Annotated in this window: 11 protein-coding genes; 7 read left to right on the top strand and 4 right to left on the bottom strand. The window is 67.0% G+C overall.

Annotated features, from left to right (window positions below; genetic code table 11):
- Position 1: 1 nt before the first annotated feature.
- A complete protein-coding gene (locus AC56PL_RS11945; RefSeq protein WP_497153947.1) occupies positions 2-1,615 on the bottom strand; it encodes a glycerol-3-phosphate dehydrogenase/oxidase in 1,614 nt (537 codons plus the stop codon).
- Positions 1,561-2,199, bottom strand: coding sequence for a TetR/AcrR family transcriptional regulator (locus AC56PL_RS11940; protein ID WP_497153946.1), 639 nt, complete (start codon positions 2,197-2,199; stop codon positions 1,561-1,563). The genes AC56PL_RS11945 and AC56PL_RS11940 overlap by 55 nt, the downstream gene beginning before the upstream one ends.
- A 62-nt stretch (positions 2,200-2,261) precedes the next feature.
- Here AC56PL_RS11940 and AC56PL_RS11935 point away from each other — a divergent pair, with 62 nt between their 5' ends.
- The 3 genes from AC56PL_RS11935 to AC56PL_RS11925 are packed head-to-tail and all read left to right on the top strand — an operon-like array spanning position 2,262 to position 5,617.
- Positions 2,262-3,839 carry an FAD-binding oxidoreductase gene (locus AC56PL_RS11935; protein ID WP_497154296.1) on the top strand — a complete coding sequence of 526 codons (1,578 nt, stop codon included), beginning with the start codon at positions 2,262-2,264 and terminating at the stop codon, positions 3,837-3,839.
- Positions 3,836-4,759, top strand: coding sequence for a YegS/Rv2252/BmrU family lipid kinase (locus AC56PL_RS11930; RefSeq protein ID WP_495513892.1), 924 nt, complete (start codon positions 3,836-3,838; stop codon positions 4,757-4,759). Before AC56PL_RS11935 ends, AC56PL_RS11930 begins: the two co-directional genes overlap by 4 nt.
- A 51-nt stretch (positions 4,760-4,810) precedes the next feature.
- The gene (locus tag AC56PL_RS11925; RefSeq protein WP_495513891.1) at positions 4,811-5,617 is read left to right on the top strand and encodes a transglutaminase domain-containing protein; all 807 of its coding nucleotides are present in this window, start codon (positions 4,811-4,813) and stop codon (positions 5,615-5,617) included.
- An 18-nt stretch (positions 5,618-5,635) separates the two neighbouring features.
- Here the strand turns inward: AC56PL_RS11925 and AC56PL_RS11920 are convergent, their stop codons facing one another.
- A complete protein-coding gene (locus AC56PL_RS11920) occupies positions 5,636-7,126 on the bottom strand; it encodes a CCA tRNA nucleotidyltransferase (protein WP_497153945.1) in 1,491 nt (496 codons plus the stop codon).
- Between the two features lie 124 nt (positions 7,127-7,250).
- Here AC56PL_RS11920 and AC56PL_RS11915 point away from each other — a divergent pair, with 124 nt between their 5' ends.
- The 4 genes from AC56PL_RS11915 to AC56PL_RS11900 are packed head-to-tail and all read left to right on the top strand — an operon-like array spanning position 7,251 to position 15,402.
- Positions 7,251-8,315, top strand: coding sequence for an NUDIX hydrolase (locus AC56PL_RS11915; RefSeq protein WP_497153944.1), 1,065 nt, complete (start codon positions 7,251-7,253; stop codon positions 8,313-8,315).
- A gap of 11 nt (positions 8,316-8,326) precedes the next feature.
- Entirely contained in the window at positions 8,327-10,903 is a 2,577-nt protein-coding gene (locus AC56PL_RS11910) for a DUF6049 family protein (RefSeq protein ID WP_497153943.1), read from the top strand.
- Complete coding sequence (gene murJ / locus AC56PL_RS11905; RefSeq protein ID WP_497153942.1) at positions 10,900-14,778, top strand: murein biosynthesis integral membrane protein MurJ; 3,879 nt, start codon at positions 10,900-10,902, stop codon at positions 14,776-14,778. The genes AC56PL_RS11910 and murJ overlap by 4 nt, the downstream gene beginning before the upstream one ends.
- Positions 14,779-14,787: 9 nt before the next feature.
- On the top strand, positions 14,788-15,402 hold the full coding sequence (locus AC56PL_RS11900; protein WP_497153941.1) for a DNA-3-methyladenine glycosylase I: 615 nt from the start codon (positions 14,788-14,790) through the stop codon (positions 15,400-15,402).
- Positions 15,403-15,409: 7 nt separating this feature from the next.
- Here AC56PL_RS11900 and AC56PL_RS11895 read toward each other — a convergent pair whose 3' ends face one another.
- Positions 15,410-15,874 carry an NUDIX hydrolase gene (locus tag AC56PL_RS11895; protein WP_497153940.1) on the bottom strand — a complete coding sequence of 155 codons (465 nt, stop codon included), beginning with the start codon at positions 15,872-15,874 and terminating at the stop codon, positions 15,410-15,412.
- Positions 15,875-15,944: the final 70 nt, after the last annotated feature.

Genomic DNA, 15,944 nt, shown 5'->3' with positions numbered 1-15,944 from the left:
GTCAGGTCCCCGCCGGGTTCACGATCCCGGCGATCTCGGCGACGGCAGCCCTGGCAAGGTCGGCATCCTTCTGTACCAAGGAAATTCGCGTTCGGCGGGCCAGGATGTCGTCGACCGTGCAGGCACCTTCGTGGGTGATGGCGAACTCGATCTCGGCCCGGGTGACATCGATGCCGGGCGCGATCGGGGCGGCCGCATCCGGCACCTGCGCGATGCCCAGCACGTGGGGGGCCTCCGCACCGAAACGGGCGATCAACGAACCCGGTAAGCCCGAGACGTCCGGTGTCCCCGTCGCCCCGATGAGCGGCAGTTCACTGGTGTGGCACGGCCCGGCCCTCAGACCCGCACGACTCACGGCCTCGTCGACCGCCTCCTCGGCCATCGCACGGTAAGTGGTGAGCTTGCCCCCCACGACCGTGATCAGACCGCTGTCCGCCACTGCCACAAGGTGTTTGCGCGAGAGATCAGCCGTGCTCAGCGGCACCCCGGGACCGACCTCCTCGACCAACGGACGCAGGCCGGAAAAGACTCCTCGGACATCGTCGGTGGACAGCGGACGTTCCAGCGCCTTGTTGATGGTGTCGAGCAGCAAGGTGATCTCGGCGTCGGTCGGCTTGGGCACGTCCGGGATCGGACCGGGCGCATCCTCGTCGGTGAGACCGATGTAGGTGCGGCCGAGCTGCTGCGGCAACGCGAACACGTACCGGCTGATGCTGTCGCCCAAGGGAACTGTGAGTGCACCCGTCGGGTTGCCAAGGGATGCCGAGTCGACCACGAGATGCGTCCCGCGGCTCGGCCGCAGCTTGACGGCGTTGTCGACCTCACCGGCCCAGACGCCCGTCGCATTGACGACGGCGCGGGCGCGGATCCCGAACGTGGCGCCGGTGCGGACATCGGTCAGGGTTGCTCCCGTTCCGGTCACATCTGTTGCCCGGGTGTAGGTACTGATGATCGCGCCATGCGCGGCAGCGGTTCTCGCCAGTGTCACCACGAACCGGGCATCGTCGATGAGCTGCCCATCGTGGGCCACCACCGCACCCCGCAGCCCTTCGGTACGGATTCCCGGACACAATTCCACGGCCTCCGACGCCGACACCCTCCGTGACCGCGCCAGGACCTCGGTTGACGTCTTGGCATTGTGGCGCAACACATCCCCGGCCAGCATCCCCAATCGCGCGGCCAGATTCCCCTTCACCGAACCACCGGCGAAGACCGGGATGACCTGCGGCAGTGAGCGCACCAGGTGTGGGGCGATCACCGTCATGATCCGATGCCGCTCGACGGCCGACTCCTGCGCGATCGACACATCGAGGCTTGCGAGATATCTCAGGCCTCCGTGGATCAGCTTGCTGCTCCACCGGCTGGTGCCGAAGGCGAGATCATGGGCCTCCACCAGGGCCACCGACAGACCACGGCTGGCAGCATCCAATGCGACGCCCGTTCCGGTGACTCCGCCGCCGATCACCAGGACATCCAAAGGCTCAGTGCGCAGCCGTAATTCATCGAGGCCGGCCCGACGTGACGCCGGGCTCAGCGCTCCGGCCGGAAACTGTCCGGCGATCACGGCGCCGTCCGCAGGTACGAGTGCAGCGCGTACCGCAATTCCACGGTCCATCGATCGGCCAGGATCGGTTGGACGATCGCATGCGACTGAATCGCCGACTGACAGATCAACAGCACCATGGCGGCCATCTCGTCCGGAGCCCCGTCACGGACGTCGCCGCGATGCTGACCGTCGGTGATGGCCCGTTGCAGGATCGTCAGGGCGGCGTTCTGGCTGCGACCGAGCCTCACGAAAACATAGGGGGCAAGAGCGGCTGACGGTTCACGCCACAGCATTTCGAGCAGGTTGTTGCCCCGGATCGCATCGGCGACGGCAACCAGGCGATCGACCTTGGCGTCCAGGGTCGTGCCGCGTGCGGGGATGTCGGCGATCGTGCCGATCAACTCCCGGGTGACGAGGTCGGCGATCAACGTCCGTACGTCCGGCCAACGCCGGTAGACGGTAGGCCTGCTCACCCCGGCCTCACGGGCCACCTCAGCCAACGTGATCTTGCGGCCCTCGGCGCGAATCAGCACCGCACGGGTCGCATCGAGGACCCGATCGGTGATGTTGGCGCCCATGGCAGAGGCCACCGGGTCGGGGGTGCCGGCGTCGTGGTTTCCGACCATGGACGATTTACCGTTACGGATTGACATGTTGTGTAAAACTGTAACTCATGACGGTCGAGTTTCCCCAGCATTCCCTGCCTCTGCCCCCGATGCGTTGGGACGGATGGGGATCACCCGAGGCCGCCACCGAGCTCTCCGAGCCGATCAGGGCACTCCTGTCACAGGTTCTCGGCGTCTCCGGCGATCGGATCCCGGCCCCGGCCGCGACCGAGATCGAACTCTCGCCCGTCCGGCTCACGGACGCCGACCTCGATGCCCTCCGCGGAATCGTCAGTGCGGTATCGACGTCCGACGGTGATCGACTGACGCGGGCGGGTGGTAAATCGACCCTTGACCTCCTGCGTCGAAGGACCCGCAGACAAGACGCACCGGACGGTGTGGTCGAACCCGCAGGCGAACAGGAGATCTCCGACCTCCTGGACTGGTGCGCCAGATCCCGGGTCGCGGTGGTTCCCTTCGGTGGCGGCACCAGTGTGGTCGGGGGGGTCGACCCAGACGCCGGCTCCCTGCGCGCGGTGATCAGCCTGGATTTACAGCGTTTTGATCAGCTGCTGTCGATCGACACCATCTCCGGTGAGGCGGTGCTGGGTGCAGGCGTCACCGGTCCACAGGCCGAAAAGCTCTTGGCTGCACATGGATTCACACTCGGACATTTCCCGCAGAGTTTCCAGTTCGCCACCATCGGCGGGTTCGCGGCCACTCGATCATCAGGGCAGGCCTCCGCCGGATACGGCCGGTTCGACGAGATGGTCACCGGCCTGCGAGTGGTCACACCCACCGGGGTCATCGACCTGGGTGGGGCGCCGAAGACCGCGGCCGGACCCGATCTTCGCCAACTGTTCCTCGGTTCCGAGGGCTCCCTCGGCGTGATCACCGCCGTGACCCTGCGTGTGCACCGCATCGCGCCCGTCACCCTGTACGACGCCTGGCACTTCACCGACTTCGACTCCGGCGCAGAAGCTTTGCGTGCGGTGGCGCAGCAAGGAGGCGGGCCGACCGTGATGCGTCTGTCCGACGAGGCCGAGACCGGTGTCAACCTGGCCAGCCCGGACAAGATCGGTGCCGACACCGACACCGTTTCCGGTGGATGCCTGGCCATCACCACATTCGAGGGGACCGAGGCGGTGGCCCGGGCTCGCCAGGAGCTCACCGGACGACTGTTGGCCGCCGCCGGTGGTACGTCGCTGGGCGCCGCCCGCGCACAGGCCTGGGAACACAGCCGTTTCAACGCTCCCTACCTGCGGGATGCACTCCTGGACATCGGGGTCGGCTGCGAGACACTGGAAACCGCCACCACCTGGTCGAACGTGAGCACACTCAAGACCGCGGTCACCGGCGCCCTGACCGAGGCCATCGGACGGTCCGGCTCCCCGGCACTGGTGCTCTGCCACATCTCCCACACCTATCCCACCGGCGCCTCACTGTATTTCACGGTGGTCTACCGCTACGGGGATGATCCGATCACCGAATGGTCCGGCGTGAAAGCCTCTGTCGGTCAAGCGATTGTGGATTCAGGCGGCACGATCACCCACCATCATGCCGTCGGCGCCGACCACCGTCGCTGGTTGCCGATGGAGATCGGGGACGTCGGCGCGCAGATATTGCGCGCGGTCAAATCCGCCCTCGATCCCACCGGCATCCTGAATCCGGGCAAACTCATTCCATGACCATCCTTCGGGTTGCCGCGCTCATCAATCCGGCCGCACGTCACGGCCTCGCCGGCGCCGCAGTGGCCGCCGCCGTCGAAGCGCTGGTGGCAACCGGCCTCGAGGTCACCGCGTTGACCGGTTCGAGCGCCGACGAGACCTTGCAATTCGCACGAGGCGTCCGTTCACCCGAGCATGACGCCCTGGTGGTGGTCGGGGGCGACGGCACCATCCGCCTGGCCCTACAGGCCGCCTATGAGGCCGGCGCAGACGCCGTACCCATCGGACTGATGCCTGCCGGCACCGGCAACGACACGGCCCGGACACTGGGCATCCCGATCGGTGATCCGGCCGCAGCGGCAGCCATCATCCGCGGCGGTGCCCGCCGGGTCTGCGACACCGCCACCATCACGCTGTCCGATGGCAGCATTCACGCGTACGGCACTGTGGCCGCCACCGGCCTCGACGCCCTGGTCACCGAACGGGCGAACACCCTTTCGTGGCCGAAAGGTCAACTGCGATACCCGATTGCGGCCCTGATCGAGCTGGCCCGGATGAAACCGTTTCCTTATCAGATCTCCGTGGACGGCCGCCGACTCGAGCGCGATCTCGTGCTGGCATCGGTGGGGAACACCGCAAGCTACGGCGGTGGGATGCAGATCACTCCGTCGGCCGTCATCGACGACGGGGAACTCGACGTCATCCTGGTGCATCACGGGCCACGCCTGAAGCTGATGGGTCTGTTCCCAACCATCTACAGCGGCAAGCACATTCATCGCAAAGAAGTGGAGCAGTTGCGCGGCAGGCGCATCGAACTCACCAGTTCCAGGAGGACGCCGATATACGCCGACGGCGACCGGATCGGCGAACTACCGGCAACCATCGAAGTCCGTCCGGGTGCGGTATCGTTTCTGTCGTCGGCAGCGCCGGGGGGTGTTTGAGAGTTCTCCTGTCCGATCCATGTTCCGAATTGATCAATACAGGAGTTCTGCGTGCAAAAGCGCGATGTGTCAGCCCGCCTCGACGTCGACATCAACGGCGAGACGGATCTCGAGTTCCAGATCGCCGTCGCACCGCATCCCGGTGCCGAGGTGACCGAGACCCTCTCATTCACGCTCGATGGAAAGCCCTTGGACGCCAGGGAGATCAGCGGACCCCACGGCAACAGAATCCACCTGTTACATGCCGGCGTCGGCAACCTGAAGGTCGCGTACACGGCCACCATCGTGGGGACCACCGCGCCCGCCACGGCCACCGACTACGATCGGTCGCTCTATCTTCGACCCAGTCGGTACTCCGAGACAGACAAGTTCTTCGGTTGGGCCGCAAAGCAATTCGATACCAACGCCAAACCTTCCAAGCTACTCGAGACCGTTGCCGCCTGGGTGGGTAACCACCTCGACTACACACCCGGTGCCAGCGGTCCCACCGACGGGGCCACCGACACCCTGCTCGCCGGGGCCGGTGTCTGCCGGGACTACTCGCACCTGGTCGTCGCAGCCCTCCGCGCCCTGAATGTGCCGGCCCGACTCGTCGCCGTCTATGCGCCCGGATGTGACCCGATGGACTTCCACGCCGTTGCCGAAGCACTTGTCGACGACCAGTGGCGGGTGGTGGACGCGACCTGCCTGGCACCGCGCCAGACCCTCATCCGCATCTCGACCGGACGCGACGCCGCCGACACCGCGTTCCTCGACAACCACGGTGGCGCAATCACTTTGAACAACACGACCGTGACCGCGGTGGTAGACGGCAAGCTGCCCGCCGACGACATCGGGAAGCTGGTCTCGCTCACCTGATCTGCCGGACCCCGGGCACTAACTCGGCTGTTGCTGCGCCCACCACTCGCGCAAGGCCTGCTCGGCCTCCTCATGGGACATCGGGCCACGATCGAGCCGGAGTTCCTTGAGGTAGCGCCAGGCCTTGCCCACCTGGGGTCCGGGCGGCAATCCCAGCAACTCCATGATGGCGTTGCCGTCGAGATCGGGCCGGACCCGGGCAAGATCTTCGTCCTGCGCGATGCGGGCGATCCGCTCTTCGAGGTTGTCGTAGTTCTGCTGCAGTCGGCGAGCCCGGCGCTTGTTGCGGGTGGTGCAGTCGGCGCGGACCAGCTTGTTGAGGCGGGGGAGTAGGTCACCGGCATCGGTGACGTACCGGCGGACCGCGGAATCGGTCCACTGGCTGTCGCCGTAGCCGTGGAATCGCAGATGCAGGAAGACCAGATTCGCGACGTCCTCGATCACGGCCTTCGGATACTTCAGTGCCCGCAACCGCCTGCGGACCATCTTCGCGCCGACCACCTCGTGATGGTGGAAGCTGACGCCGCCGTTGGGTTCGTGCCGACGGGTGTCGGGCTTTCCGATGTCGTGCAGGATGGCCGCCCACCGCAACACCAGATCCGGGTCGCCGTCCTCGAGGTCCATCGCCTGAGCCAGCACCGTCAACGAGTGGGTATAGACGTCCTTGTGCTGATGATGCTCATCGATCGCGAGCTTCATCGCCGGGATCTCGGGGATCACCCGTTCCGCCAAACCCGTTTCGCAGAGCATGTCGATGCCCTCGACCGCATGCTCTCCGAGGATGAGCTTGTCCAGTTCGACCGCAACCCGTTCGACCGTGATCCGGGCGATCTGGTCGGCCATGGCCGTGATGGCCTCGAACACCCGCGGACTGAGGGAGAAGCCCAGCTGCGAGACGAACCGGACACCCCGCAACATGCGCAGCGGATCGTCGTTGAAGGAGTCCTCGGGGGCAGCGGGTGTGTCGATCACCCCGGCAAGCAATGCCTCCAGACCACCGAGCGGGTCGACGAACTCCTGGCTGCCATCGGCGCCGATCTTCACCGCCATCGCATTCATGGAGAAGTCACGCCGCACCAGATCGTCTTCGAGGGTGTCGCCGAACCGGACCTGCGGGTTCCGCCCGACCCGGTCGTAGCTGTCGGCACGGAACGTTGTGATCTCGATCTGCTGCCCGGACCTGACCGCACTGATCGTCCCGAAGTCGATGCCGGTGTCCCAGATCGCCTCGGCCCAGCCACGCAGCAGTTCCTGCACGTCCTGCGGGCGGGCATCGGTGGTGAAATCCAGATCGCCGTGGTTGAGCCGGCCGAGGACGGCGTCCCGCACGGAACCACCGACCAGGTAGAGCTGGAATCCGGCCGCGGCGAACTTGGCACCGAGGGGATCGAGGACGTCGGAGAGCTCCCGCAGCGACACCGCGGCAGAGGCCAGCAACCGCGTGCGTCGTTCGTCTGCGCCTGCGGAATCGGCGGCAGAGGAATCGGCGGCAGGCGGGGGAGTTGTCACGAAACGCCAGACTAGTCGAGCGGGACCGGCAGGGGAGTTCACGGGCCACCACAGGGTGTGAGTTCGGTGCCTGATCGGCCACGCTGGCGGAAACAGCCGGTTACCGACGACTAGCATCTATTGAGTGTCAGCCGAACCCACAGAGCCGAGTAGGGACGTCACCCGGCGTCCTCGGCGACGGCGCGGCAATCGCCGCGGGGGCGGCGCTGGTCAGACCACCGATCCCAGGCCACCCGCAGCGGTGTCCGATTCGCCGGCGACGAACGACGCCCCGGCGACCGACAAGACGCCCGCGGGCGGATCATCACGTCGATCGCGTCGCGGTCGGCGCCGCAAACCGTCCCGTCCCGTCGACAACACGGTCGATGCCGCCCGCAGCGAATCGACCGGTGTCGCAGGCACCAAGGCGGCCGACGGGCGGACCGCGCAGGTCAAGCCATCGGACGTGGGCAGATCGAAATTGCCCGCGAAGGTCCCGGCGAACCTTGCCAAGCAGCGGCTGCGAACCGTCCGGGAGACCTCTGCAGGCGGTTTGATGGTCTCCGGCCTCGACGGTCCCGACAACGAGCGGTGCGCCGCACTGATCGGTCGCGTGGACCGGCGGGGCCGCATGATGTGGTCGCTGCCCAAGGGCCATATCGAAACCGGTGAGACCGCCGAGCAGACGGCCATCCGTGAGGTCGCCGAGGAGACCGGCATCAAGGGCAACGTCGTCGCGCCCCTCGGCAAGATCGACTACTGGTTTGTCAGCGAAGGCAAACGTATCCACAAGACGGTGCACCACTATCTGATGCGGTTCACCGGAGGAGAGCTGTCCGACGCCGATTACGAGGTCGCCGAGGTGGCCTGGGTGCCACTGGTCGATCTGCCCCGTCGACTCACGTACTCCGATGAGCGGCGCCTGGCCCGCGTGGCCGAGGACGTCATCGCCGAACTGACCGCCGATCCCGATCGGATGGCCGAATCCGAGGCCTTGGGCACGCGCAGCGAACCCAATGCCTACGAGAAGGCCGCCGCGGCGCGCAACCAGAAACGCAACGAACCACCTGCTCCCGTCCAGAAACCGCGTCGACGCCGACGACGCGGTCGACGCGGCTCCGGTCGCGGAGGCGAGGGTTCGGCGGGTAAAGGCGGGGGAGCGGCCGCGCACGGCCCAACCGGTGACTCCGGCCCATCAGAAGCCACGTGAAGGCCGGTTCGATGCGGGCTCGGGGGATCGGCCACCTGCGGTGGTTCCTCGTTGTCCGGCGACTACTGATCGTCCTGGGCGCCACGATCATGATTGCGGTGCCGCTGGCTCCGGCAGCGTTCGCAGCGCCCGGCGACGTGCAGACCGACTCTGATCAGTTCCTGCAGATCTCCCTCGAGTCGATCGATCCGTCGACGGTGTCGACCACCAGCGGCGGGACCGTCACCGCGAGCGGAACGCTGAACAACATCGGTGACCGCCCGGTCCGCAACATCGCGATGCGCATGGAGCGCGGGGACGTGATCACCACCAGCGCGGGCCTCGGTGACTCGTTGTCGGCAGATCCGAACAGTTTCGAGATCGTCGGCAACTTCGTCGATGTGACCAGGGAACTGAAGCCAGGGGAATCGGTGCCGTTCACCCTGCGGCTCCCCTTGTCGGCGGACGATTCCGACCGGCCCAGTCTGGCCATCGACACACCGGGCGTCTATCCCATCCTGATCAACGTCAACGGCACACCCGAGTACGGCGATGCGGCCAGGCTCGACGATGCCCGGACCCTGCTGCCGGTCATGGGGTTGCCCGACGACGACACCCGCGCGCAGACGCAGGGTTTGGCCGGATCGGACTCCGCGCCGACCGGGGCGATCCCGGTGGCGCCGGACGGATCCATCGCCCCGGACACCTCCCAGCCGATGGGCCTGACCCTGCTGTGGCCGATCGCCGCACCCGCGTCACTGGCACCGGGTGTCACCGGAGGCGGCGACGAAACGGTCCGCTTGTTGGACAACGGTTTGCGCCAATCACTCGAATCCGGCGGTCGACTCGACACCCTCCTGACCGCGATGGAACAGACCCACGCGCAAGAGGCCAACACGCCGCTCACCCAGAGCCTGTGCCTGGCCATCGATCCAGATCTGCTCGTCAGTGTCCAGGCCATGACCGGCCCCTACCTGGTCAGCACCGATCCCGGCGATCCGACCGGACCTGCGTTCGAGGGCACCGGATCGGCGGTCGCCAAGGCCTGGCTGGCCCGGTTGCAGGCACTGGCACCGACGATGTGCGTCGTCGCGACCCCGTTTGCACATGTGGACACGAACGCGCTCGCGCAGGTGGACGACTCGGGGCTCTCCAAGGCCGCACTCGACACACCGGCCGACATCGTCGACACCATCCTCAAGGTGAAAAGCGTGCGGGGACTGACCCTTCCCACCTCCGGCGTCCTCGACGACAAGGCCGCCGACCTGGTGAAGGACAACGGCTCGGTCGGCACGCTCCTGTCCGCGTCCGCGGTCCGCACCACCACACCCACCTCCACCAACGGCGAGTACCCGCTCGGCGACGACCTTGCGGTCCAGACCTTCGATCCCGCGATGTCCAGTGCGCTGGCCGCGATGGGTGATGCCCCGCGGTCGGCGCAGGTCACCCCCACCGATCAGCGCGACGGATGGTTGCGGGGCAGCGAGGCGGCCCGGCGACAGACCGCGCTCGGAGCGATGATGTTCTCGGCACTGGCGCCGTCCACACTGTCCGCGATCACCGGTGATGCCGAGCAGAACGGGAGCGACGACCCGATCGCCAAGACGATCGGACGGGGTCAGGTCCTCATGCCGCCGCCGACGTGGTCCGCCACCGCAGACGACACCAAGGCCGTGTTGTCCACGATGACCCAGCTGCTGACGTCCAACCTGGGTGTCCCGCGACCGCTCGAGACCCTGGGCGCCGACCTGACAGCCACCGCCACCGCACCGGCCGGGGCCCGACTGATCGCACCGGCAGGCGCCGAGATCACCGGCCCGCCGGAGCAGATCATCACCGCCGTCGGATCGGACACCACCCAGACCTGGGACCTGCAGGAGTCGATGGTCGCGCGGTCCGATGTCCCGATCACGCCGCAGGCGTACATGGCTCCGCTTCGTGAAGACCTGCTCCGTGCGATGGCATCGGTCTCGCCCCAGGATCAGCGGGCCGCCACGGAGGCCGGTGAGATGCGGACCTCTGCGGTGGCGATCACGATCGCGGGGATTCGCGGCGGCGTCGGCATCCTCGATCCCGGCGGCCGTTTCACCCTGGCCTCCGAACGGAGCCCGCTGCTGCTGGTCATCCGCAACGACCTCCCGGTCGCGATGCGTGCCCGTCTTTCGGTCTCGGCCCCGGCCGGGATGACGGTCGGGGACCTCGGCGTCATCGAGATACCGGCGCAGGGAACGCGGCAACTGCAGATCCCGACCCGGGCCGACCGCTCCAAATCCATGACCGTGCAGATCGGTTTGGTCACATCCAGCGGTGTCCCATTGGGTAGTCCGATCGAATTGTCAGTACATTCCAACGCATATGGACAACCGCTTTTCATCATCACGATCTGTGCCGGGGTGCTCCTGGTACTCCTCGCCGGCCGACGGCTCTGGCATCGATTCCGCGGCGAACCAGATCCCGCTGACCTCGACAGACCCGAACCAGACGAGCGCGAGCGTCTGATGGCCGACAGTCGCGCTCTCCACAGCGGGGGCATCGGCACCTGGGCTTCGCCGGAGCCAGGGCACCGGCCAGGAGACAACCCCGGACGGCCTGACGGGGACAATCGATGACCGATCAGCCACCACCACCCCCGCCGCCCCGGCGCCGGCCACCACCGCGGCCCATGCCGGGTCCGGGAACAGGTCCGCGCCCACCGTCGGGCCCACCACCGGGATTCCGGCCCGCACCCCACGGAGGTCCGGCGCCACAGCCACGACCTCCCGGCGACGCCCGACCGACTGCCGGTGACCCTGCGTCCACGCGTGGGCGGGTGAACCGGGCCACTGTGGCGCCGGTCACCGTCGACCCCAAGCCCGACGAGCCGACCGCCACCACGCCGCGTCAGCCGTCCGACGACAGCGTCATGCGAACCAGTGGTTCGATCGCGCTGGCCACCCTCGTCTCACGTATCACCGGTTTCGTCCGGACCGTCCTGGTGCTGGCCATGCTCGGTGCAGCGGTCGCGTCGTCGTTCCAGGCCGCCTACGTGCTGCCGAACATGATCGCCGAGGTTGTCCTCGGTGCGGTCCTGACCGCGATCGTCATCCCGGTCCTCGTCCGCGCCGAACGCGAAGACGCCGACGGGGGAGCCGGGTTCATCAACCGGATCTTCACCCTGACGGTCGTCTTACTCGGGGCCGCCACCCTCGTCGCGGTGATCGCTGCGCCGCTCCTGACCGCCCTCAATCTCGGTGACGGCAAGGTCAACCGGGATTTGGCGACCGGACTGGCCTACCTGCTGTTGCCCGCCATCCTGTTCTACGGACTGTCGGCCCTGTTCATCGCGATCCTGAACATGAAGGGCCTGTTCAAGCCGGGCGCCTGGGCACCGGTGCTCAACAACATCGTTCAGATCATCACCCTGATCGCCTATGCCGCCAGTCCCGGTGAGATCTCCCTGGACCCGGTCCGGATGGGCGATACCAAACTGCTGATCCTCGGTATCGGCACCACACTCGGCGTGGTCGCGCAGACGCTCATCCTCGTACCGGCGATCCGCCGCAGCGGTGTGAAACTGCGCCTGCAGTGGGGTCTGGACGACCGACTCCGCAAGTTCGGCAACATGGCCGTGGCGATCGTCCTGTACGTCGCGGTGTTGCAGGTCGGTCTGATCGTCACCTATCGGATCGCCTCGGCCGCGAGCGCGGACGGTGTCAGCGTCTACGCCACCCAGTGGCAGTTGTTGCAGTTGCCCTACGGCGTCCTGGGCGTAACGATCCTGACCGCGATCATGCCGCGACTGTCCCGCAACGCCGCCGCCGACGACACCCACGCGGTGATCGACGACCTGTCGCTCGCGACCCGCCTGACGATGGTCTCGCTGGTTCCGGTCATCGCATTCATGACGTTCTTCGGTCCCGCCATCGGTGTGGCCGTCTTCAACTTCGGGAAGTTCAACGCAGAGACCGCCTCCCAATTGGGCAGTGTCCTGTCGTGGGGCGCGTTCACGATGATCCCGTACGCGATGACGCTCGTGCAGCTGCGTGTGTTCTACGCCCGCGAGGATGCCTGGACGCCTACCTACATGGTTGTCGGGATCACCGCGGTCAAGGTCGCCGCGTCGTACCTCGGCCCGGTGCTGTTCGACGACCCGGACGACATCATCCGCTGGCTCGCCCTGTCCAACGGTCTGGGCTATCTGGTCGGCGCCGTTGTCGGACACTTCCTGTTGCGCAGCCGCCTCGGTGGCGCCCGGATGACCAACGTCGGCCGAACCGTGTCGTGGACCCTGGTGGTCTCCGTCGGATGCAGCGCGCTGGTGTGGGCACTGGCCGAGATCTCCGGGCTCGACCAACTCTCCACCGATCACGGCAAATTGGGGTCGATCGCCTACCTCGGTCTGGTCGGGATCGTCACCATCTCACTGATCTACATCGTGCTGACCTTGCTGCGAGTGCCCGACGTGCTGACCGTCGTGGTCGTGGTTCGACGTCTGCTTGGCCGCTTCATCCCGGCCATCGCACCGGCACCCGAACCCGAGACCGAGGGTGCGGCCACGATGACGGTCCAGTTCCCGCGGATCTCGGGCGAGGAGTCTGTTCCGTATTCTGGTCAGGTCGAAGTTATCCGACGCTTCGATCGGGGTACATCGAGCTGGCAGGCCTACGCGGTCACAAGCGGCGGCGCTGCCGGAACCAACTTCCGTCAGCCACAAGACCTGCGGTATCGAAGGAAAGGAGTGGGTGCTTTGGGTAAACAGGATGCCGACAGCAAGTCGGTCGAGGCGCCCACGTCGCCACGCCCGTCCGTCGGTGCGCCGGGTCTCGATGAGACCGCGCAGATGAACCTCGCCGATGTGGCAGCAGCCGGCAAGGCCACACCCGAAGCGCCGACCGGGGCCCGTCCACCGGCGCCCGCCCGGCCGCGGGTTCGCCGGGGCCCCAGGCTCGTTCCGGGAGCTGCCGTCGCCGGTGGCCGGTACCGACTGCTGCAACACCACGGCGGATCGCGCGGTCTGCAGTTCTGGCAGGCCCGCGACATCAACCTCGACCGCGACGTGGCACTGACCTTTGTCGACGCCGAACAGGCCGCTCCGCTACCGGAAGCCGGTGTGCGGATCGATCCCCGTGACGAGGGCCCGCAGGCAGTGCTGTCGCGGACCCTGCGGCTCGGCCGGATCAACTCGCCCGGCATCGCGCGGGTCCTGGATGTGGTCCGCGGATCATCGGGCGGAATTGTTGTCGCCGAATGGATCCCCAGCTCGTCGCTGGCCGACGTCGCGAAGTCGAATCCGTCGCCGGTCGGCGCCGCTCGCGCGGTCCGCGCACTGGCCGCCGCGGCCGAGGCCGCACATCGCAACGGTGGCGCCCTGTCCATCGATCATCCCGAACGCGTCCGGATCAGCCAGGAGGGCAATGCTTTTCTGGCGTTCCCCGGTACGCTCGCCGACTCTGACAAGTCTTCGGACGTGCGCGGCCTCGGGGCTGTTCTCTACGCCCTCCTGCTGGCGCGCTGGCCGCTCGACGCCGAGACCGGGGTCGAACTCGCCACCAGCAGGCAATCAGCCGAACAGATCGGTGGTCTGGCGCCTGCCGCGCCGGGCAACGACGGTCTGCCACGTGAACCCCGGGCGCAGCGCCCCGACATCCCGTTCGAGATCTCCGCGGTCGCGGCCCGGGCCCTGGAGGGCAACAGCGGGATCCGCACCGCCGCCACGGTCCAGCATGTTCTCGACCAGGCAACGGTTCTCGACCAGCAGACCGACCTGATCGCCCAGGTCGGGACCGACGGCAAACCGGTGAACTCGTCGCCGCGCGCAACACCGAGCATGCTCGGTGGGGGCGGAGACGACGACACCAAGAAGCCGCGTTCGGTGCGCACAATGGCGATCCTGGCAGGCGCGGGATTGTTCATCCTCTTCCTCGTCATCGCGGTGGTCGTCTGGGCCACCAACGCTTTCGGCGGAGACGACGAGACCCCGGACATCGACTCGATCTTCTCCACCTCGGCACGTCCGTCCGGTGAGGCGGCCCCACAGGCTCCGGCTCCGGCTCCGGCTGCAGCAGGACCGGTGGGCCTGACCGCCGTCACGATGCTCGACTACTCCGATCAGGTACCGGACGGCCGGACCAACCTGAACAACGTGATCAGCGGGCAGGCGCCGGCGTGGAAAACCGATGAGTATCGCGGTGGCGCCAAGTTCGGCAACCTCAAACCCGGTCTGGGCCTGATGTTCACCCTCGATCGGGATGCGACGCTCTCCGAGGTCATCGTGCGGTCACCGACGCCGGGCATGCAGCTGGAGATCCGCACCGCGAACTCCGTTCAGACGGCGTTCGAGGCCACCACACTGGTCGGGGCGGCCACGCTCGAGGGCCAGGAGACCCGGATCCCGATCAGCGACGCCAAGCCGGGGAAGTACGTCCTGGTATGGCTGACGTCCCTGCCACGCAACGACAGTGGGCGCTACCAGGGTGCCATCAGCCAAGTGTCGATGACGGGCTAGTACCCCGCTGTGAACGACGACCTGCCGGTGGGTGCGGTGCGCTGTGAGGATGGGCTGATCCGGCCCGCCTGGGCCGCGCAGACGGGTTTGATGCGCGAGTACTACGACACCGAGTGGGGCATGCCTGTCTCCGGCGAGCACGCCCACTTCGAACGTCTTGCGTTGGAGGGGTTTCAGGCCGGACTGTCGTGGGCGACCATTCTGCGCAAACGTCCGGCGTTCCGGGAGGTCTTCGCCGACTTCGATGTCGACACCGTGGCCGGTTACGGGGAACCCGAGGTCGCCCGACTGCTCACCGACGCCCGCATCATCCGGCACCGGGGCAAGATCGAGGCCACCATCGGGAACGCACGGGCCGCCCAGAATCTGCGCGCCGACGGCGGTTTGGTCGACTTCCTCTGGTCGTACAAGCCGGAGACGACCCCGCGCCCGCGGACCATGGCCGAGGTGCCGACCACCTCGCCCGAGTCTGTTGCGATGTCCAAGGCATTGCGGGCAAAGGGTTTTCGATTCGTCGGTCCGACCACAATGTATGCGCTGATGGAGGCCATCGGGATCGTCGACACCCATTTGATGGACTCGTTCCGGCGGGGGAGTTCCGGCGTATGGACCGATCCCCACTAGTCGTCGGCTACCGCTGATCCGCTGTGCCGAGGCGACGGACGAGGTCGGCCAGGTTCGTCGGGAAGATCAGTTCGGTGCTGGACTCCAGCTCGGCTGGTGACCACCAGCGGTGGTCGAGGATCGTGTGCCGCTCGAGTTCGGTCCAGCCGATCGAATGCGGCTCGAATGCCGGCACATACGCGACGAAATAGACCTCCACCTGATGGATGGGTTCCCCGGCGAAGACGACGTCGAACTCGCGGTGCATCACGGGCCCCGACATCACGTCCACCCGATGACCGGTTTCCTCGAACACCTCACGCCGGGCGGTCTGCTCATCGGTCTCGTCGCCTTCGCGGCCGCCCCCGGGGGTGAACCACCATGTCCCGCCTGACGAGTTCATCGGATCGACCCCACGGAACAGCAGGATTCGGCCGACCTCGTCGATCAGGATCATCCTCGCGGCCTGTCGACGACGTCCGGTCACTCCCATCGTCCACCCCCTTCCGGCGTTCACCAGCCTGCCAGACCCGATGCGGGCGCACTGAGCTCAGCCCCGGGAT

The organism is Williamsia sp. Y721, from assembly GCF_059683565.1.
This window is presented reverse-complemented; position numbering and strand designations above follow the sequence as displayed.

What these genes read in the sequence shown, in the direction of transcription:
- AC56PL_RS11910 (WP_497153943.1), top strand. Translation starts at nt 8,327, where the DNA reads ATGCGGGCTCGGGGGATCGGCCACCTGCGGTGGTTCCTCGTTGTCCGG.
- AC56PL_RS11945 (WP_497153947.1), bottom strand. Translation starts at nt 1,615, where the DNA reads ATGGACCGTGGAATTGCGGTACGCGCTGCACTCGTACCTGCGGACGGC.
- AC56PL_RS11930 (WP_495513892.1), top strand. Translation starts at nt 3,836, where the DNA reads ATGACCATCCTTCGGGTTGCCGCGCTCATCAATCCGGCCGCACGTCAC.
- AC56PL_RS11940 (WP_497153946.1), bottom strand. Translation starts at nt 2,199, where the DNA reads ATGTCAATCCGTAACGGTAAATCGTCCATGGTCGGAAACCACGACGCC.
- murJ (WP_497153942.1), top strand. Translation starts at nt 10,900, where the DNA reads ATGACCGATCAGCCACCACCACCCCCGCCGCCCCGGCGCCGGCCACCA.
- AC56PL_RS11895 (WP_497153940.1), bottom strand. Translation starts at nt 15,874, where the DNA reads ATGGGAGTGACCGGACGTCGTCGACAGGCCGCGAGGATGATCCTGATC.
- AC56PL_RS11935 (WP_497154296.1), top strand. Translation starts at nt 2,262, where the DNA reads ATGCGTTGGGACGGATGGGGATCACCCGAGGCCGCCACCGAGCTCTCC.